Origin of the sequence: Brucella sp. (assembly GCF_032066345.1) — a bacterium.
GTDB classification, from domain to species: domain Bacteria; phylum Pseudomonadota; class Alphaproteobacteria; order Rhizobiales; family Rhizobiaceae; genus Brucella; species Brucella pseudogrignonensis.
Genome location: NZ_DAMBKZ010000002.1, coordinates 284688 through 304071, shown reverse-complemented (window position 1 = coordinate 304071; position 19384 = coordinate 284688). Strand labels below are relative to the sequence as shown.

Genomic DNA, 19384 nt, shown 5'->3' with positions numbered 1-19384 from the left:
CGCACGGCTCTCTAAGAAAATACTACTGCGAATTGCCCATGATGATATCGAGAAGCGTGGTTGAGTCACGGTTCTGTTGCGGCTGCTGTCCGCCGACATCGCCCGGAGGCAATGGTGCGCCATTGTCATTGACCGGATAATTGGCCGGTGTACCGGGCTGCTGACCTTGCTGAACCGTGTTTCGGGCAGGGGAGTCGGGTGCTGGTGGCCAATAGCCATCATCGCCATTGCCAGCCATTGGCTGGTCGCCATAGCCGCCCTGCGGAATCATACCCGGTTCATATGGGTTGTTCGGATCGATGCCGTCGCTGCCACCCGGTACGATGTTCTGAATGTCGTAATGGCCGGGCAGTTCTGCAACAGGCACGCCCTTATGGGCTTCCTTCATAAAGGTTTTCCATGCGGCGACAGGCAATGTCGAGCCGAAGACGCGCTTCATGCCCTTGCCGTCGTCATTGCCGAACCAGACACCTGTGGTGAGATTGGCGGTATAGCCGACAAACCATGCATCGCGGAAATTCTGGCTTGTCCCGGTTTTGCCTGCAGCTGGCCAGCCGAAAGCGGCGCGTTTTGCGGTGCCATCTTCCACTGTCTTGCGCAGCATTGCATTCATCATGCCGACATTGCGCTCATCAATCACACGCGGGCCGACGCCATCCTGTCTTTGATAGAGAACCTTACCTTCCGAATCCGTGATCTTGGTGATGAAATAGACCGGCGCACGATAGCCACCATTGGCGAACGGCACATAGGCATCGGCCAGCTCAAGCAAAGAGACTTCCGAAGTACCGAGTGCGAGCGAGGCATTGGGTTCGAGCTTCGACAGCACGCCGAGGCGATGGGCAGTGTCGATCACGGTCTGTGGGCCGACTTCCATCACGAGCTGTGCTGAAACGGAATTAAGCGAGTGGGACAATGCGGTCGCCAGTGTCACTTCGCCCATATATTTGCCGTTGTCGTTGCTCGGCGTCCATTTACCAATACGCACTGGCGCATCATTGCGCACGGAATCCGGTGTGCGGCCCTGCTCCAGAGCGGTTAGATAGACGAAAGGCTTGAAGGAAGAGGCGGGCTGACGACGCGCATCGGTAACGCGGTCGAACTGGCTGGCGGCATAATCATAGCCACCAACCAATGCGCGCACTGCACCCGTACCATCGATGGAAACGAGCGCTCCCTGGCTCACATTCATCTTCTTGCCGTTTGCAGTAATTTGATCCTTGATTGCTTCTTCACCGGCGCGTTGCAGATTGAGATCAACGGTGGTTTCAACGGTGATGTCGGTTTTAGTCTCGCCGATGAGCGCTGGAATTTCGGCTACAACGCGGTCGGCAAAATAGTTTTCAGAACCCTGCCAGTAAGAGGCGGCGCGCGCCGGTGGCTCGCTTTCCGCAATTGCCACCTGACGGTCATCGATCATGCCTTCTTCACGCATGGCACCAAGCACAAGCTTGGCACGAGCGCTTGCTGCTTCCGGGTCGCGTGCGGGCGAGAGACGTGAAGGCGCCTTGAGAAGACCGGCAAGGGTTGCCGCTTCCATTAGATTTACGTCCTTGGCGGACTTTCCGAAATAGCGGCGCGACGCAGCATCGACGCCATAGGCACCAGAACCGAGATAAACACGGTTCAGATACATCTCCAAGATCTGCTCTTTGGTATATTTATGTTCAAGCCAGAGAGCGAGCATCACTTCCTGCACTTTACGTTCCAGCGTGCGGTCCGGCGAAAGGAACAGGTTCTTGGCAAGCTGCTGGGTCAGCGTCGAGCCACCCTGAACTGCGCGGCCAGAGGTCACGTTGGTTACAATTGCACGCGCCAGACCGATTGGATCGATACCGAAATGCGACATGAAACGGCGATCTTCGATCGCCATGACGGCTTGCGGAATAAATGGCGACATTTCATGCAGGCCGACAGCTTCACCGCCGGTGGTGCCACGATTGGCAATCAGATTGCCTCCGACATCAACGATACGCACATTCGGCGGACGATCCGGAATAGTCCAGTCGGTTGTCGGTGGCATCTTGGCCGCAAAATAGACGAGCATACCGGCGAATGCGATGCCACCCCATAGGCCGAGCACCAGACACCAGTAGAAAGCGCGGCGAACAAAGCCGAAAAAGCCGCCACGCTTTTTTGGCTTGCGGCTTGACCCGCGTGGTTCGCGATCTTTCGATGGCTTGCTTTTCCGTTGCGGGCGGGCCATGCGCTCCTCCTCGTCGACGCGAAACACGTCCTCTTCCTTTTCCTCCGGCTTGCCGAAGGAAGGTTCGATGCGTCCGTTTCTGCCGTCTCGCGATGCCATATCGTTCTTGATCCGCCCACCTGTTCGTCGGGTACTGGTTTGTAACCCGCTTAAATCATCAACCCGTATATTTCGAGGACGTTTATCGCCTGAAGGGTAAATGCGGCAGTTTAAAGGGGGGTAAATTTGTCATTAACAAAAAAGCACTGAATTGAGCGCAAAAAGAAAAGGCCCCGCATTGCGGAGCCTTTCCAGAGAAGTCGATCTGAATAAATCAGATTAGAACTTGTATGCAACGCCGAGACGAACCTCGTTGGTCTTGAACTTGTCGCGAACGCCAGCATCAGGAACGCCGAAGTCGAAATCCTTGTGGCCGTAATCGGTATAACGATATTCGAGACGAACGATGACATTGTCAGTCGCTGCATAGTCAATACCTGCGCCAGCGGTCCAGCCGGTGAGGGTCTTGCTCTGCGAAACGCTATCAATGCCATTGTCGAGGCTGTTCTTGACACTACCGAATGCAACACCACCTGCGATATAAGGCAGGAAGCGATCAACTGCGTAACCAGCGCGAGCACGAACGGCACCCGACCAGCGAAGCTTGCTTTCAAGGCTAACACCAGTATCTACGCCAGCTGCATCAAAGATTGATGCGCTATCCTTGAGGTTGTTGTAGGTCACGTCACCGTCGATACCGAGAACAACACTGTTGCCCAGATCGAAGTTGTAGCCAGCATACAGGCCGCCGAGGAAACCATCTGGCTTGACGTTGCCGAGGTCGAAGCCATCAGTGTCGAAGCGCGACTTGCCCCAGCCGTAACCAATCTGGCCACCAATATATGCACCGTTCCAGGTAAAGGTCGGAGCGACGATAACCGGAGCTGGTTCTTCGGCGATAATAGCGTCAGCTGCCTTTGCGCCAGTTGCAGCAAGCAGAGCAACAGTTGATGCGAGAAGAAGAGACTTGAGCTTCATAATAAACCTCCAATGGAGAACGGGGAGTTCTAAAATCTGTTGAATTTAATATAAGCCATTGCTCACAAGAGTCTGTAGCAAGAAGGCCACAGTCGCTTAATTGTCGCAAAAGTTGCGCACATAAACGTGATTGCTATGAAAAGCTGCGTATTAAGGTTATCAAAATCTTACGGCTTCGCAACTGTGTTTAAAGTCGTGATATCTGATTATCGGCTGCAGCATTCCAGGGTGCAGAGAATAGAATGGGTGGGGCTATGGGTGCAGGGCAGCGGATCGATTGGGTCGATATAGCCAAGGGCATATGCATCATCTTCGTTGTCATGATGCATTCAACGCTGGGCGTTGAAAAGGCTGCAGCGGAGCAGGGCTGGATGCATTACGTCGTTGCATTCGCTAAGCCGTTCAGAATGCCCGACTTTTTCATGATATCCGGTTTGTTTCTGAGCCTCGTCATCGACAGACCATGGATGCGCTATCTTGACCGCAAGGTCGTACATTTCCTTTATTTCTATGTTCTTTGGCTCTCGATCCAGTTTGCATTCAAGGCACCAGCTATTGCGAGTGAGGCGGGGGCTTCCGGCGTCATCGAAGCCTATCTGATGGCTTTCATCGAGCCGTTCGGAACGCTTTGGTTCATTTATATTCTGCCCGTGTTCTTCATCGCAACGCGTCTGTTAAAGCGGGTCCCTATCGGCGTGACATTTGCAATTCTGGCGGCCTTGGAGATTTTACCAATTCACACTGGCTGGGTGATGATTGACGAGTTTTGCTCTCGATTTGTCTATTTTTTTGCGGGCTATGCTTTCGCACCTTGGATTTTTCGCATTGCCGACTGGCTGCGTCAGCGCCCCCTCGTGGGCTTGGTTGGGCTGCTGATCTGGGCGCTCATAGAATATAAGCTGGTCTTCATGCCTGTGCCGGAAAGCCTCGCATCGCTTATCACACCTGCTGGTGATCTTTTGAACGAGCGAGGAGCGGTCAGTGATCTTCCCATTGTTTCGCTCCTGCTTGGTTTGATAGGAGCGCTGGCGATTATTTCGACTTCATCGCTTCTAAGCCTGCTTTCCGGTCAAAACTGGCTGCATCGTGGATTGAGCTGGCTCGGAGCGCATTCAATTGTCGTTTATCTGGCCTTCTTCTTGCCCATGGCGATTGCGCGCACTGTTCTTCTGAAGATCAGCTTTCTTGATGTGGGAACCGTTTCGCTGCTGACAACGGCAAGCGGTGTGATTGGCCCGGTTATTCTTTATGGGCTCATTCAATGGACTGGCTACGGTCAGTTCCTGTTCCGGCGTCCAGCATGGGCTTATATTGATCGCGCCCCACAGAAGAAAACGGCGGCTCAAGCGCATCCCGAAAAGTGTGAAACGGCTTTCGGGCAGGATGCGCGTTAAAGAAAATGGCATGAGAGAGCTATCTCTCATGCCACTGTCTGATGCATTATGAGTGAGCGAAGATATCCTGCTCTGGCCAGCCCATCAGATCGAGTTCGGCCCGCGTTGGCAGGAATTTGAAACAGGCTTCAGCCTGCTTTGCACGCCCATCGCGTTCCAGACGCTTTTCAAAGACGGCTTTTAATCGATGCAGATAAAGCACGTCAGAGGCTGCATAATCCAGTTGAGCCTGCGAAAGCACTTCCGCTGCCCAGTCGGATGATTGTTGCTGCTTGGAAATCGAAACATCGAGAAGTTCGTTGCAGATTTCTTTCAGACCATGGCGATCCGTATAGGTGCGTGTCAGTTTCGACGCGATCTTTGTGCAGAAAACCGGCTGCGGCATGGTGCCGAACGTATGTGCCAATACCGCCAGATCGAAGCGTCCATAGTGAAAGATCTTGGTGATCGAGCGATCTTTCAGAAGCTTGACCAGATTAGGTGCCTTCTTCTGGCCAGCTTCAATCTGGATCACGTCTGCTGTTCCGTCACCGGGTGAAATCTGAACCACGCAAAGTCTGTCGCGATGCGGATTAAGACCGAGCGTTTCAGTGTCGATAGCAACAGCATCAACCTGATAATTATCTAGATTGGGCAGGTCGTGCTTGTGAAAACGGATGGTCATTTGGTCTTCCTTATTTGGCGGCTTTCGCCGCCATAAGCATCTGTCTTACTTGGCAGCGATAGCGGCCATAATTCTTGCCCACGAGCGCTGGCCCTTATGGAACGAGTTCAGCTCATATTTTTCGTTCGGCGAATGAATACGGTCATCTTCAAGACCAAAGCCAACGAGCAAAGATTCCATGCCGAGGAACTTATCGAAGTCACCGACAATCGGGATCGATCCGCCCATGGCGATCAGTACGGCTGGCTTCGGCCATTCATCGGAAAGCGCATCCTTGGCTTTGGAAACCAGTGGCGAGTCATAAGGCAGCTGAATGGCTGGCGAGCCACCATGCGGGTGGAACTCGACCGAGCAATCGGCTGGCAGACGTTCCTGCACGAAAGCTCGGAACGCTTCGCGGATTTTCACCGGATCCTGCTTGTGGACGAGACGGAACGAAACCTTGGCCGAAGCCTCTGCCGCGATTACCGTCTTGAAACCTTCGCCGGTATAGCCGCCGGTGATGCCGTTGACTTCCGCAGTTGGGCGCGCCCAGGTCAGTTCGAGAACGCTGCGGCCTTTTTCGCCCGAAGGGACCGAAAGACCAATTGGGCCAAGGAAGTTTTCAGCCGTGCGGCCAAGGCTTTCCCATGACTGCAAAATCTGCGACGGCGTTTCTTCAACGCCTTCATAGAAACCAGGCACCGTGACACGGCCGTTTTCATCATGCAGATCAGCAAGGATTTTTGCGAGAATATGGATCGGGTTGGCAGCAGCGCCGCCAAAGAAGCCCGAATGCAGATCGCGGTCAGCAGCCTTGATGACGATTTCCTCGCCAACCAGACCGCGAAGGCCGACGCTGATTGCGGGTGTTTCTTCGTTCCACATGGCGGTGTCGCAGACCAGTGCCACGTCGGCTTTTAACTCTTCTTTGTGAGCGTCGAGGAACGGCTTGAGCGAAGGCGAACCGGATTCTTCTTCGCCTTCAAACAGCAAGGTCACTTTGACAGGCAGATTGCCGTTGACGGCCTTATAGGCGCGGCAGGCTTCAACAAAGGTCATCAACTGGCCCTTGTCGTCGGATGTGCCACGACCGGTCAGGATTTTGCGACCATTACCGACATTTTTGATGGCTGGCTCAAACGGATCGTTTTCCCAAAGATTGAGCGGATCAACCGGCTGCACATCATAATGACCGTAGAACAGCACATGTGGCGCATCAGCAGTAGCACCGTCATGATGAGCAACGACCATCGGGTGGCCCGGCGTGTCGCGTACACTCGCATCAAAACCAATGGACTTGAGGTCCTCGACCAGCCATTCGGCAGCCTTACGGCAATCGGCCTTGTAAGCCGGATCGGTCGAAATCGACTTGATACGCAGAAGATCGAACAGATGATCGATGCTTTTATCGAGATTTGTGTCGAGATAATTGAGGACTTTATCGAGTGATTGCGCGGACATGGATACTTCCTGACGAGTCGTAAAACTGATCGCACACTACAACCAGCAACCCGAAGAAGAAACCCAATTTGAACGCAAAACTGAGAGCTGAAAATGAATTGGCCGTTGTGGTGAGGGGGTTACCACAACGGCCATATCACTACACTCAAAAGCTACAGCCCGGAGAGGGGAATGAGGCTGTAGCCAACAACCGGTATCCAACGGGGGACGGGTCAGAAAACCGGCGACCGACGTACTGTCGATGAGTGAGATTTGGCCCTTCAACTGTGGCTATTCAAGGGCATTAAAGATTACAAATTCGTAACATAAACGTTACCTTGTCGTGTGTAATCCGTTATCCGTATTAATCGGAAATTGCGTGAGGATGGAGGCACTTATGACCAAGATTACAATGCTCAGCAAGAAGGACTGGGAGAAGACGCCGGGCAAGTGGCACGGTGAGTTTGAAGGCAATGTGTTCGGTGCAGGCGCTTCGGTCATGTTCTATGCGACAGAAGAGGCAGGACGAGGACCAAGACTGCATCGCCATCCCTATGATGAGATTTTTATCGTCCGCAAAGGCCGGGCTCTATTTACGGTTGGCGAAGAGCAATTCGAGGCCGATGAAGGCAGTGTCGTGTTTGGCGGAGCCAATATTCCGCACAAATATGTGAATGTCGGTCCCGGTCTGCTGGAGATGATAGACATTCATGTGTCTGGCACGTTCATTCAGGAAGATTTGGAATAGCTTCGCGCAAGAAAACCGGCTTGTCAGCAATCCAACGGTGGACACTTGTTTCTCCTGACATAAGGCCGGTTTTCATTACGCTTGGTTTCCTTTAATTCTAAGCCATGAAAAAAGGCGATCATCTCTTCCTCGTTGACGGCTCGGGCTATATTTTCCGCGCCTATCATGCCCTGCCACCGCTGACCCGTAAGACGGACGGCTTGCCGGTCGGGGCCGTGTCTGGTTTCTGCAACATGCTGTGGAAGCTGTTGAAGGATGCGCGCAGCACTGATGTCGGTGTGGTGCCAACGCATTTTGCGGTCATTTTCGATTATTCGTCGCAGACCTTCCGCAAGGAAATCTACCCCGAATATAAGGCCAACCGCACCGCGCCGCCGGAAGACCTGATCCCGCAATTCGGCCTGATCCGTCAGGCAACGCGTGCCTTCAATCTGCCTTGCATCGAAAAGGAAGGTTTTGAGGCCGACGATCTGATCGCGACCTATGCCCGTATTGCTGAGAAAGCAGGCGGCGATGTTACAATCATTTCGTCCGACAAGGACCTCATGCAGCTCGTCACACCGAGCGTGTCCATGTATGACAGCATGAAGGACAAGCAGATTTCGATCCCGGAAGTGATCGAAAAATGGGGTGTCCCGCCTGAAAAAATGATCGACCTGCAATCGCTGACCGGCGACAGCACCGATAATGTTCCGGGCATTCCGGGCATCGGCCCGAAGACCGCTGCGCAATTGCTGGAAGAGTTTGGCGATCTTGATACGCTGCTCGCGCGCGCTTCCGAGATTAAGCAGAACAAACGCCGCGAAAACATCATCGCCTTTGCCGATCAGACCAAGATTGCGCGTGAACTCGTCACGCTCAAGACCGATGTGCCGCTCGAAGTTGATCTCGATGGTTTGGTGCTGGAACCGCAGAACGGGCCGAAGCTCATTGGCTTCCTGAAAGCGCTGGATTTCACAACGCTCACCCGTCGCGTGGCAGAAGCAACGGATACGGATGCCTCGGCTGTTGAGCCTTGCCACATTGAAACCGAGTGGGGTGCAGATGCGCACGGTCCCGATGTCGATGTACCTGCAAAGTCAGAAGCTGCTTCATCGGATATTTCTGTTGCTGCCGAAGCATCTGATGCAAGTGGCTACACGCCGAAAGCACTGGCTGAAAGCCGAGCAGCAACGGCACTTGCACAGAAGATCGACACCACAGCCTATACCTGCATTCGCGATCTTCCGACGCTGAATAAGTGGCTCGCAGAGGCTGTCGAGACTGGCCTTGTCGCTTTCGATACCGAAACCAATTCGCTTGATCCGATGCAGGCCGAACTGATCGGTTTCTCGCTGGCGCTTGCGCCCGGTAAAGCCGCCTATATCCCGCTCCAGCACAAATCCGGCGCAGGCGATCTGCTTGGTGGCGGCATGGTTGAAGGTCAGATACCGCTCGATAAGGCGCTGGCAGCTTTGAAGACCGTTCTTGAGGACAAATCCGTCCTCAAGATCGCACAGAACATGAAATATGACTGGCTGGTGATGCGCCGTCACGGCATCAACACCGTGTCTTTTGATGATACGATGCTGATTTCCTATGTGTTGGATGCGGGTACCGGCGGTCATGGCATGGACCCGTTGTCCGAGCGTTGGTTGGGCCATACGCCTATTGCTTATAAGGATGTGGCGGGCAGCGGCAAAAGCGCTGTTACCTTTGATATGGTCGATATTGATCGTGCGACAGCCTATGCTGCAGAAGACGCCGATGTCACGCTGCGTCTATGGCAGGTGCTGAAGCCGCGTCTGGCCGGAGAAGGATTGACCTCGGTTTATGAGCGCCTAGAACGTCCGTTGGTCGATGTGCTTGCCCGCATGGAAGAGCGCGGCATCTCGGTTGACCGTCAGGTTCTCTCGCGCCTGTCGGGTGATCTCGCACAGTCCGCCGCACGTTTTGAAGATGAAATCTACGAGCTGGCCGGTGAGAAATTCAACATCGGATCGCCCAAGCAGCTTGGCGATATTCTTTTTGGCAAGATGGGTTTGCCGGGTGCATCCAAGACGAAAACCGGTCAATGGTCGACCTCTGCGCAAGTGCTGGAAGATCTGGCTGCTGAAGGTCTGCCTTTGCCGCGCAAGATTGTTGACTGGCGCCAGCTGACGAAGCTTAAATCCACCTACACGGATGCGCTGCCGGGATATATTCACCCGCAGACAAAGCGCGTGCATACGTCTTATGCAATGGCGTCCACCTCGACCGGACGCTTGTCTTCATCTGAGCCGAACCTGCAGAATATTCCGGTTCGTACAGCCGAAGGCCGCAAGATCAGAACGGCTTTTATTGCAGAACCGGGCAACAAGCTTATCTCTGCCGATTACAGCCAGATCGAATTGCGTGTGCTGGCACATGTCGCCGATATTCCGCAGCTGAAACAAGCTTTTGCCGATGGCATTGATATTCATGCCATGACCGCTTCTGAAATGTTCGGTGTGCCGGTTGAAGGTATGCCGTCCGAAGTGCGCCGCCGTGCCAAGGCGATCAATTTCGGTATCATCTACGGCATTTCGGCTTTTGGTCTTGCCAACCAGCTTTCCATTCCGCGTGAAGAAGCAGGGCAATATATCCGCACCTATTTCGAACGCTTCCCCGGCATCAAAGACTATATGGAAGCGACCAAGGCTTTCGCGCGCGAACATGGCTATGTCGAAACGATTTTCGGCCGTCGGGCGCACTATCCTGATATTCGGGCTTCCAATCCGCAGGTGCGCGCCTTCAATGAACGTGCGGCAATCAATGCACCTATTCAGGGTTCGGCTGCCGATGTCATTCGCCGCGCCATGATCCGTATGGAAAATGCACTGGCGGATGAGAAGCTTGCAGCCCGTATGCTGTTACAAGTCCACGATGAATTGATCTTTGAAGTACCTGAAGGCGAGGTCGAAAAGACAATTCCTGTCGTGCGCCATGTTATGGAAAATGCGGCCATGCCTGCAGTGGCGCTTTCTGTACCATTACAGGTGGATGCAAGGGCTGCACATAACTGGGATGAGGCGCATTAAAAGCGCATTCCAAAAATTGTGAAACGTTTTTTGGGTCAAATGCGCGTCAAAAAAGACTAGAGCGCCGTTCCGGTTTGATCGGATCGAATTGCGCTCTAGAGCGCTCACCCTGTTGACCTGAGAGGCGCAAGCCTATAGGTAGGCGCTAATTATGGTGCTTCGTTAGTCGTCAGGAGAGTTGTGGACAGATAGGTTCACGACCGTTGGGTATGCGGCTTGAGAAGCTTTTTTCGTGAAAGTTATTCATGTCCCTGCCTGATACAATCGCTCCGGCTCTTTCCGGAGCATTAGCCGCTCGTGGTTACACTACACTCACTGCTGTTCAGGAAGCCGTTCTGACTCCAGAAACGCTGGATGCAGATCTTCTCGTTTCCGCACAGACCGGATCGGGCAAGACGGTAGCGTTTGGCCTTGCTATGGCCAATACGCTTCTCGAAGGTGAACTGCGCTTTAGCCGTCCAGAAGCACCTCTTGCCATGATTATTGCACCTACGCGTGAACTGGCATTGCAGGTTCGTCGCGAACTGGAATGGCTTTATGCAGACACCGGCGCAACCATCGCATCCTGCGTTGGTGGCATGGATATCCGTTCCGAACGCCGTGTGCTTGAACGCGGATCGCACATCGTTGTCGGCACCCCAGGTCGCCTTCGCGACCATATCACTCGCAATGCGCTTGATATGTCGCAACTGCGCGTCGTCGTGCTCGATGAAGCTGACGAAATGCTCGACATGGGTTTCCGTGAAGACCTTGAATTTATTCTCGGTGAAGCACCGGAAGATCGTCGTACATTGATGTTCTCGGCAACGGTGCCTAAGCCAATTGCCCAGCTTGCCAAGCGCTTCCAGAATGACGCTCTGCGTCTGACTGTTCAGAGCGAAACCAGCCAGCACGCTGACATCGACTATGTCGCTATGCCGGTGCCGCCACATGAGCGCGACCACGCGATCATCAACGCGCTACTCTATTACGATTCACAGAATTCGATCATCTTCTGCTCGACCCGCGAAGCGGTAAAGCACATGGCAAGCCGCCTTTCCAATCGCGGTTTTGCGGTTGTGGCGCTGTCGGGTGAACTGAGCCAGGCAGAACGCAACAATGCATTGCAGGCAATGCGTGATGGCCGTGCCCGTGTTTGCGTTGCTACCGACGTTGCTGCACGCGGTATTGATCTGCCGAACCTTGATCTGGTTATCCATGCCGATCTTCCGAATAACCCGGAAACCATGCTGCACCGTTCGGGCCGTACCGGTCGTGCAGGCCGTAAGGGCACCTGTGTTCTGGTTGTTCCGTTCTCGCGTCGCCGCACTGCAGAACGTCTTCTGCATATGGCCAAGCTTGATGCGCAGACCATTTCTGCACCAAGCATCGCTGCGGTTCAGGCGAAGACCAATGAACGCATTTTGAATGCAGACGTTTTCAGCCAGCCGGTTGAAGAAGAATATCAGGATCTGCTGAAAGCGCTCACCGAGCGTTACACGCCGGAACAGATCGCAGCTGCGTTCTTGAACCGCGAAGTCGCTTCCTATCCGGCAGCAGAAGAAGTTTCCGATGCACCTGTGCATCCGGTTGGCGGCAAGAAGCCACGCGAACGTTCTGATCGTGGTGATCGTGGCGACCGCTTTGAACGCAGTGATCGCCGTGAACGTGGCGAACCAGGTGAACGCTTTGACCGTAATTCGTCGTTTGATGGCGTGTGGTTCTCCGTTTCCGCCGGTCGCAAGCATCGCGCCGATCCAAAATGGCTTCTGCCGCTCATCTGCAAGGCAGGTGACGTATCGAAGCGTGATGTCGGTTCGATCAAGATTTTCGACAACGAAACCCGTTTCGAAATCACAGCAGCCAAGGCTGATGAGTTCCGCCGCTCGGTCGAAGAACGCGGCACTGGCGAAAAGGGTCTTGTGATCCGTAACGCTGTTGCAGGCGCTGGTGGCGATGCTTCTCCACGCGAAGGCAAGGGCAACTTCAAGCCACGCGGCGACAAGTTCAAGAGCGATTTCCGTGATGGCCCGCGCGATGGCAACCGTGATAATGCCCGTGACGGCGCAAAGGGCAGCTGGTCGAAGCCGAAGGGCGACTTCAAGAAAGATGGTTTCAAGAAGGACGGCAAGAAGTTTGGTGACGGCGGCTTCAGCAAGAAACGTCGCGGCGAATAAACACGCCAACTAGTCAGAAATTCTTTGGAAGGGCCGGGTTGCAAGCAACTACGGCCCTTTCTCTTATATGATCGGTGGTATGTGATAAACGACCGAGCGATACTTTGGATTTTCCCGCCGCTCAGCGATATGTCCACCAAGCGCCTCGGCAATCCGCCTGCTGGGAAGGTTCTCTTCCGCAACCGGATATTCGAAATACTCGACCGGGACGTTTTGGCTTGCCCATGCGGCTACCGCTCCAACAAATTCCCGGCCAAATCCGTTTCCATGAACTTCGCTTCGGAGCCATATTCCAAGCTCCGGCTTGCCTGATTTCATCGCGTGCAGGCCGACGATTCCAAGAAACCTGCCATTAGCTCGGTCTCGCGCCACCAGATGAAGCTCTGAGCGCTCCTCAATAGCGGGCAGCCAAGCCCGCCATATTTCTGCAAAGTCGGCTGCAGTTGATGGCGGCTCCCACGACATAAACCGCGTAATCTCGAGAGAGATACAGGAAAACACTTCGCTCGCATCACGTGGCTGAAACGGCACGATGATCGCACGAGCGGACAAAATACGAATGTCTGGCACTGGGTGGTCCTGCAGTGATGGTTTGTCAGAGTTGAACGTCATAACCAGACTGGGTGGATGGCGGTCAGCCACTTTTATATACTTCTAAAAAAGCCCCGGATTTCCGGGGCTTTTTTATTAGAGCGCATCCCGAAAAGTGCGATGTGGTTTTCGGAACAAGATGCGCGTAAAAACAAATGGATAGAGCATTTCGATTGACTCAATCAAAACGGGAAATTCTCTAAACGTCCAGATTGGCGACGCTCAGTGCGTTTTCCTGAATGAACTCGCGGCGCGGTTCCACTTCATCACCCATCAGACGTGAGAACAGCGAATCTGCGTCGGTCGCGTCATTGACCTTAACTTGCAGCAGCGAACGCACATTCGGATCGAGCGTGGTTTCCCAAAGCTGTTCGGCGTTCATTTCGCCCAAGCCTTTGTAACGCTGCAGCGTCAGACCCTTGCGGCCTGTTGCGAAAATCGCATCAAGCAGCGCCATCGGTCCGGAAAGCGTTTCGACCTTGTCCTTGCGGCGCAGAACCGGTGGTTCGGCGAAAACTTCCGTCAGGCGCGAAGCCACACGGTCGATCTGGCGCGCATCGGCAGAGCCGAGCAGGGCCATGTCGAGAATGGCAACGTCCTTCACGCCACGCACCATGCGCTCGAAGCGATAGCCGCCGTCTTCCGTCACATGGGAGGTCCAGCCACGCTCGGTTTCTTCCGAGATCATGTCGAGACGCTTGGCAACGATATCGGCGGAAGCCTGCGATGCAGCGTCGTTGGCGGTCGCATTCGGGTTGAGCAGGCCTGCAATCGCAGCCTGTTCTACAACGCGACGATCATAGCGCGTATGAAGGCCCGAAAGAAGCTGACGCAGCGTGCGTGCATCATCGACGACCGACCGAAGGTCAGGCCCGGCGCGCACTTCACCGCTGCCCATTTCAAGGGCGGCTTCTTCAAGACCGGTTTCGATAAGGAAGTCTTCGAAAGCAGCTTCGTTCTTGATGTATTGCGAGGACTTGCCGCGCGATACCTTATAGAGCGGCGGCTGCGCGATATAGATATGGCCGCGTTCGATCAGTTCCGGCATCTGACGGAAGAAGAAGGTCAACAGCAGCGTACGAATATGCGCGCCGTCGACGTCAGCATCCGTCATGATGATGATCTTATGGTAGCGCAGTTTGTCAGGATTGAAGCCGTGTGACTCATCCTTGCCGATCGACGTTCCAAGAGCAGTGATCAGCGTTCCGACCTGATCAGACGAGATCATGCGGTCAAAGCGGACGCGTTCCACGTTGAGGATCTTACCGCGCAGCGGCAGAATAGCCTGGTTCTGGCGCGAACGACCGCTTTTGGCCGAGCCACCTGCAGAGTCACCCTCGACGATGAAGATTTCTGACTTCGCCGGATCGCGTTCCTGACAGTCAGCCAGCTTGCCGGGAAGCGACGTCACGCTCAGATTGCTCTTGCGGGTGATATCGCGTGCCTTGCGGGCTGCTTCGCGGGCTGCTGCTGCCTGAATGACCTTTTCAACAATCGTCTTGCCGCCAGCAGGATGTTCTTCCAGCCAGGTCGAAAGCGCTTCATTGACGAGGCTTTCAACAACAGGGCGGACTTCCGAGGAAACCAGCTTGTCCTTGGTCTGCGACGAGAACTTTGGATCAGGAACCTTGACCGAGAGAACAGCAGTCAGACCTTCGCGGCAATCATCGCCGGTCAGGCTGACCTTTTCCTTCTTGGTCATGCCGGATGCATCGGCATAGCCCGTCACCTGACGCGTTAGCGCGCCACGGAAACCGGCCAGATGCGTGCCACCATCGCGCTGTGGGATGTTGTTGGTGAAGCAAAGCACTTTTTCGTGGTAGGAATCGTTCCACCACATCGCGACTTCAACGGTCATACCGTCTTTTTCGCTCTTGATATAAATCGGTGTTTCCAGAAGCGACTTCTTGCTCTGGTCGATATATTTTACGAACTCAACGACACCACCATCATAGTGGAGTTCCTGTTCGCGAATATCGGCATGGCGACGGTCTGTAAGCTTGATGCGGACGCCTGAATTCAGGAACGCCAGTTCGCGCAGGCGACGTTCCAGCGTGTCGTAATCAAATTCGACCATAGAGAAAGTTTCAGGCGAAGGCAGGAAGCTGACTTCTGTGCCTGTATCGCTGCCTGCATCGCCGGTTATAACCAGCGGAGCGTCGGCCACGCCGTGCGTGAAGGCCATTTCATGGATTTTGCCAGCGCGACGGATCTTCAGCTTCAGCCAGATCGACAACGCGTTCACAACCGACACGCCCACGCCGTGCAGACCGCCGGAAACCTTATAGGAGTTCTGGTCGAACTTACCGCCGGCATGGAGCTGTGTCATGATGACCTCAGCCGCCGAGACGCCTTCTTCCTTGTGGATGTCGGTCGGGATGCCACGACCATTATCGGTCACGGTGCAGGAGCCGTCGGCGTTAAGCGTAACAGTGACAAGCGTTGCATGTCCGGCCAGCGCTTCGTCGATGGCATTGTCCACGACTTCGTAGACCATATGATGCAGGCCCGAGCCGTCATCCGTGTCACCGATATACATGCCCGGACGCTTGCGAACTGCGTCGAGGCCTTTCAGAACACGAATGGAATCCGCGCCATATTCGGCGGCGGCTGCGGAATTCATCTCTGGTGTCTCGCTCATGAAAATCTTTCGAAAATGCGCCGCGAAGGCAACCTTAAAGTCTGCCGCAATTGCAGCAATAAAAACCCTGTCGAATCACACGACAAACATGGCTTTAATATAGGCGTTAACGGCGATTTTTCCAAATTTTGGGGCCAAATTTACCGGGGATTCAGCTCTTTTGGCACCAGTTGAAGAATTGGGGTGGCGTGCAATCTCTGGAACCGCCACAATTGAAGCTTATATCTTGTTTGACGGGGGTGTTCTCGATCAAAAGGAGCACTTGATGGAAACCACAATTGCCATGAAAGATACAGCTCAACCCTTTGTGCCGCCTGCGCCGCGCCCTCGCGAAAAGCCGGTTGGACGCTTCGAGATGATGCGGGTGGTTTACAAGAACCCGCTCGAATTGTGGGGCGAGCCTTCCTATAACGAGCGCTGGGTTTCTGTAAGCTGGCTTGGCATCAAAACCATCATTGCCAATGATCCGGGCCTTATCCGTCATGTGCTGGTCGATAATGCCGCCAACTATCCCATGTCCGCCATCCGTCAGCGCGTGCTGCGCCCCATTCTGCGTGATGGATTGTTGACCGCTGAGGGCCAAGTCTGGAAGCGTTCACGCAAGGCGATGGCGCCGGTCTTCACTCCACGCCATATCGGTGGCTTTGCGAATGCCATGCGAAACCGGTCGCTGCAGTTTGTCGAGCGATACAAGACCAATGGCATCATCACCGATGTCGCCCATGACATGACGCTGCTCACCTATGACATTCTGGCTGAAACGCTGTTCTCTGGCGAAATTGCCGGTGATCCCAATGATTTTGCGCATCAGATCGACAAGCTTTTTGAAACCATGGGTCGCGTCGATCCATTTGATCTTCTTGGCTTGCCCGAATGGCTTCCGCGCTTCACGCGCCTTCGCGGCAACCAGTCTCTCGGCTTCTTTCGCGAGCTGGTGTCGAACACGATTGCTCTGCGCAAGGAACGGATGGAGAAGGGCGAAGACGTCCCCAACGATTTCCTGACCCTGCTTTTGCGCGCCGAAGGACCGGATGGTTTGAGCCGTGCCGAGATTGAAGATAACATCATCACCTTCATCGGTGCGGGGCATGAAACAACGGCTCGTGCGCTCGGCTGGACGCTCTATCTGCTTGCCAAGGCACCGCAGGAACGCGAGCGTGTTGAAGCTGAGATCGATGCGTTCTTTGCTGATGGCGGCAATGACCTGCCGCCGCAGGAATGGCTGGCAAAACTGCCCTTCACGCGTGCAGCTTTTGAGGAGGCGATGCGGCTTTATCCGCCAGCACCGTCAATCAATCGCGAGGCCGCGACGGATGATACCTATGGTGATCTGAAAATTGCCAAGGGAACGGCTGTTCTGGTCATGCCTTGGGTGATTCACCGTCACAGGCTTTATTGGGATCAGCCGGATGCCTTCATGCCTGAGCGCTTCTGGCCCGAAAATCGCGACAAGCTCGACCGCTTTCAATATCTGCCATTTGGTGCCGGTCCGCGTGTCTGCATCGGTGCGAGCTTCGCGCTTCAGGAAGCGGTGATTGCACTTGCAACCTTGCTTGATGGCCGTCGCTTCGACGTGTTGGAAACCACAAAGCCATGGCCTGTGCAGAAGCTCACCACCCAGCCGCAGGGCGGTTTGCCGATGAAGGTGGTGAGGCGCTAATTAGTTGGTGCACCAATGGCGATCCGGGCAAGATGCGGATATTCGGGGTCGGCCAGATTGCTGATGCTTTCAAGGTCTTCGGGGCTGTACCATGCAAGCTCAGAATGTTCATCGCAGACATTGCGCGGCTCGCCGCCGCTCCATGAAGTGACCTGAAAAATATGGCAGATGGAATCGCCATAGAAATCCGGCTTTTTCTCATCGATTGCGCCGATCTCACGAAACTTGATCGGGCGAATGCCGAGTTCTTCACCCATTTCCCGCACCAACGCATCTTCAAGTGTTTCACCACGCTCGACATGCCCACCGGGCGTGTCCCAATGATTGGGCCACGCCTTTTTCCATGGTGAGCGCAGTCCCATCAGAACTTTTTTGTCACCGCTCACCAGCAAAGCGCCGACGGTGACAACTTTCTTTTTCTTGGCCATGGCGTTCCTGTTATAGCGCTATCTATGAACTCAGATTACTGGCTAAATCACAAACGCACATCACCATTTTTTAGTGGGTAAGGCTTCTACTTAGCAAGACGTTCTGAATGCCATTTGAGATGGTCATCCATGAAGGTCGAGATGAAGAAATAGGAATGGTCATAGCCTTCACGCATATTGAGCGTGAGCGGGATTCCAGCTTTGTGGCAGGCCTCATCCAGCAACCAAGGACATAATCCTTCATCAAGGAAAACATCGGCTTCTCCCTGATCGACCAGAAATTCTGGAAAGCGGTAGCCGTCTTCAATCAGCAGCGTCGCATCATAGGCACGCCATGCGCGTTCTTCTGCGCCAAGATATTTTTCCAGTGCAGGCTTCGACCAGTCGGCTGTTGAAGGCTGCACAATCGGTGCGAAAGCCGATGCCGATTTGAAGCGGTCGGGATTTTTGAGCGCAATCGTAAGTGCGCCATGTCCGCCCATCGAATGGCCGGTGATGCCCTGACGTGACATATCAAGCGGAAACTCAGCCGCCACCAGATCAGTCAGTTCCTTTGTGATGTAGCTATACATCTGGTAGTTCTTGGCAAATGGTTCCTGTGTAGCATCGACATAGAAGCCCGCACCCTTGCCGAATTTCCAGTTATCCGGTTCATCCGGCACGTCATCACCGCGCGGGCTTGTATCCGGGCAAATAACGGCAATCCCTAGTTCTGCTGCCATTTGCCGATATTCGCCTTTATCCATCACATTCTGATGAGTGCAGGTGAGGCCGGAAAGATACCAGAGTACCGGCACAGGACCATCTTTTGCCTGTGGTGGCAGGAAAACGGCAAAGGTCATATCGCACTGGTTGGTCTCGCTCTTATGGCGATAGACGCCCTGCGTTCCACCAAAGCATTTTGCAGTTGAGATGGTTTCCATAGTGTGTCTTCAGTCTGTTTTGAGTTGAATCTCGATGGAAATAAGTTGGTATCTCCACCAGTAAATTGCCTGTCTAAAAAGGCCCAAAGCGTTCTCTCCTGTTTTATATACAAGATTGACCTCATCAGATCCTTTAATAAGCTCTGCACCAACATCAAATGTCTTTAATATGTTATTTCTTTCTTCACATATAAATTCAAAGAATATCTTCTTATCGAGCTCATTAGTCTTCCACTTGGAGTAATAATTTTTAATTATATCGTCATGTAAGTTGGATTTTTTTGAATCCACTTTATCTAAAACATGCCCTACCGTTCTCAGTAATGAGAGGCCTGCAATCCATGGATGCCGCCAGTCTCCGTATTCTAGTTCCTCGTCCCCATAGTACTGAAGGCTGAAAAGTATTTGTCGGCAATCATCGAACGGTTCCCATGCCTTAAGGGTTTTGGGCTTTATTTCCTTGGTGAAGATTGTTCCGTCAATTTCAAACATCTGC

At 53.8% G+C, this 19384-nt stretch carries 14 protein-coding genes; 5 read left to right on the top strand and 9 right to left on the bottom strand.

Annotated features, from left to right (window positions below; all coding sequences use genetic code 11):
* Positions 1-22: 22 nt before the first annotated feature.
* Entirely contained in the window at positions 23-2305 is a 2283-nt protein-coding gene (locus tag RT142_RS03950) for a transglycosylase domain-containing protein (protein ID WP_112804605.1), read from the bottom strand.
* A gap of 219 nt (positions 2306-2524) precedes the next feature.
* Positions 2525-3223 (bottom strand): outer membrane protein, encoded by a 699-nt coding sequence (locus RT142_RS03945; protein WP_064320050.1) that lies wholly within the window; start codon positions 3221-3223, stop codon positions 2525-2527.
* Positions 3224-3465: 242 nt separating this feature from the next.
* Here RT142_RS03945 and RT142_RS03940 point away from each other — a divergent pair, with 242 nt between their 5' ends.
* Complete coding sequence (locus RT142_RS03940; RefSeq protein WP_313027500.1) at positions 3466-4617, top strand: acyltransferase family protein; 1152 nt, start codon at positions 3466-3468, stop codon at positions 4615-4617.
* A gap of 46 nt (positions 4618-4663) precedes the next feature.
* On the opposite strand, the gene RT142_RS03935 is transcribed toward RT142_RS03940, so the two are convergent.
* Both RT142_RS03935 and RT142_RS03930 read right to left on the bottom strand, forming a co-directional pair.
* Positions 4664-5281, bottom strand: coding sequence for a ribonuclease D (locus RT142_RS03935; RefSeq protein WP_007873166.1), 618 nt, complete (start codon positions 5279-5281; stop codon positions 4664-4666).
* Between the two features lie 45 nt (positions 5282-5326).
* Entirely contained in the window at positions 5327-6724 is a 1398-nt protein-coding gene (locus RT142_RS03930) for a dipeptidase (protein ID WP_112804607.1), read from the bottom strand.
* A 376-nt stretch (positions 6725-7100) separates the two neighbouring features.
* On the opposite strand from RT142_RS03930, the gene RT142_RS03925 reads away from it, so the two are divergent.
* The 3 genes from RT142_RS03925 (at position 7101) to RT142_RS03915 (ending at position 12645) form a co-directional block, all read left to right on the top strand.
* Positions 7101-7451: a cupin domain-containing protein gene (locus RT142_RS03925; protein WP_039859479.1), complete on the top strand. Its 351-nt coding sequence runs from the start codon at positions 7101-7103 to the stop codon at positions 7449-7451.
* A gap of 104 nt (positions 7452-7555) precedes the next feature.
* Positions 7556-10489: a DNA polymerase I gene (gene polA, locus RT142_RS03920; RefSeq protein WP_112804608.1), complete on the top strand. Its 2934-nt coding sequence runs from the start codon at positions 7556-7558 to the stop codon at positions 10487-10489.
* A gap of 245 nt (positions 10490-10734) precedes the next feature.
* The gene (locus RT142_RS03915) at positions 10735-12645 is read left to right on the top strand and encodes a DEAD/DEAH box helicase (protein WP_313027495.1); all 1911 of its coding nucleotides are present in this window, start codon (positions 10735-10737) and stop codon (positions 12643-12645) included.
* A 63-nt stretch (positions 12646-12708) separates the two neighbouring features.
* On the opposite strand, the gene RT142_RS03910 is transcribed toward RT142_RS03915, so the two are convergent.
* A complete protein-coding gene (locus tag RT142_RS03910) occupies positions 12709-13287 on the bottom strand; it encodes a GNAT family N-acetyltransferase (RefSeq protein ID WP_313027493.1) in 579 nt (192 codons plus the stop codon).
* Between the two features lie 148 nt (positions 13288-13435).
* Complete coding sequence (gene gyrB, locus RT142_RS03905) at positions 13436-15877, bottom strand: DNA topoisomerase (ATP-hydrolyzing) subunit B (protein WP_105518067.1); 2442 nt, start codon at positions 15875-15877, stop codon at positions 13436-13438.
* A 283-nt stretch (positions 15878-16160) separates the two neighbouring features.
* Between gyrB and RT142_RS03900 the strand changes: the two genes are divergently transcribed.
* Positions 16161-17537: a cytochrome P450 gene (locus RT142_RS03900; protein WP_409558562.1), complete on the top strand. Its 1377-nt coding sequence runs from the start codon at positions 16161-16163 to the stop codon at positions 17535-17537.
* On the opposite strand, the gene RT142_RS03895 is transcribed toward RT142_RS03900, so the two are convergent.
* The 3 genes from RT142_RS03895 to RT142_RS03885 form a co-directional block, all read right to left on the bottom strand.
* A complete protein-coding gene (locus RT142_RS03895) occupies positions 17534-17965 on the bottom strand; it encodes an NUDIX hydrolase (protein WP_313027487.1) in 432 nt (143 codons plus the stop codon). The genes RT142_RS03900 and RT142_RS03895 overlap by 4 nt on opposite strands.
* Positions 17966-18051: 86 nt before the next feature.
* Positions 18052-18888 (bottom strand): S-formylglutathione hydrolase, encoded by an 837-nt coding sequence (gene fghA, locus RT142_RS03890; RefSeq protein ID WP_313027484.1) that lies wholly within the window; start codon positions 18886-18888, stop codon positions 18052-18054.
* Between the two features lie 9 nt (positions 18889-18897).
* Complete coding sequence (locus RT142_RS03885; RefSeq protein ID WP_231193689.1) at positions 18898-19380, bottom strand: hypothetical protein; 483 nt, start codon at positions 19378-19380, stop codon at positions 18898-18900.
* Positions 19381-19384 lie beyond the last annotated feature (4 nt).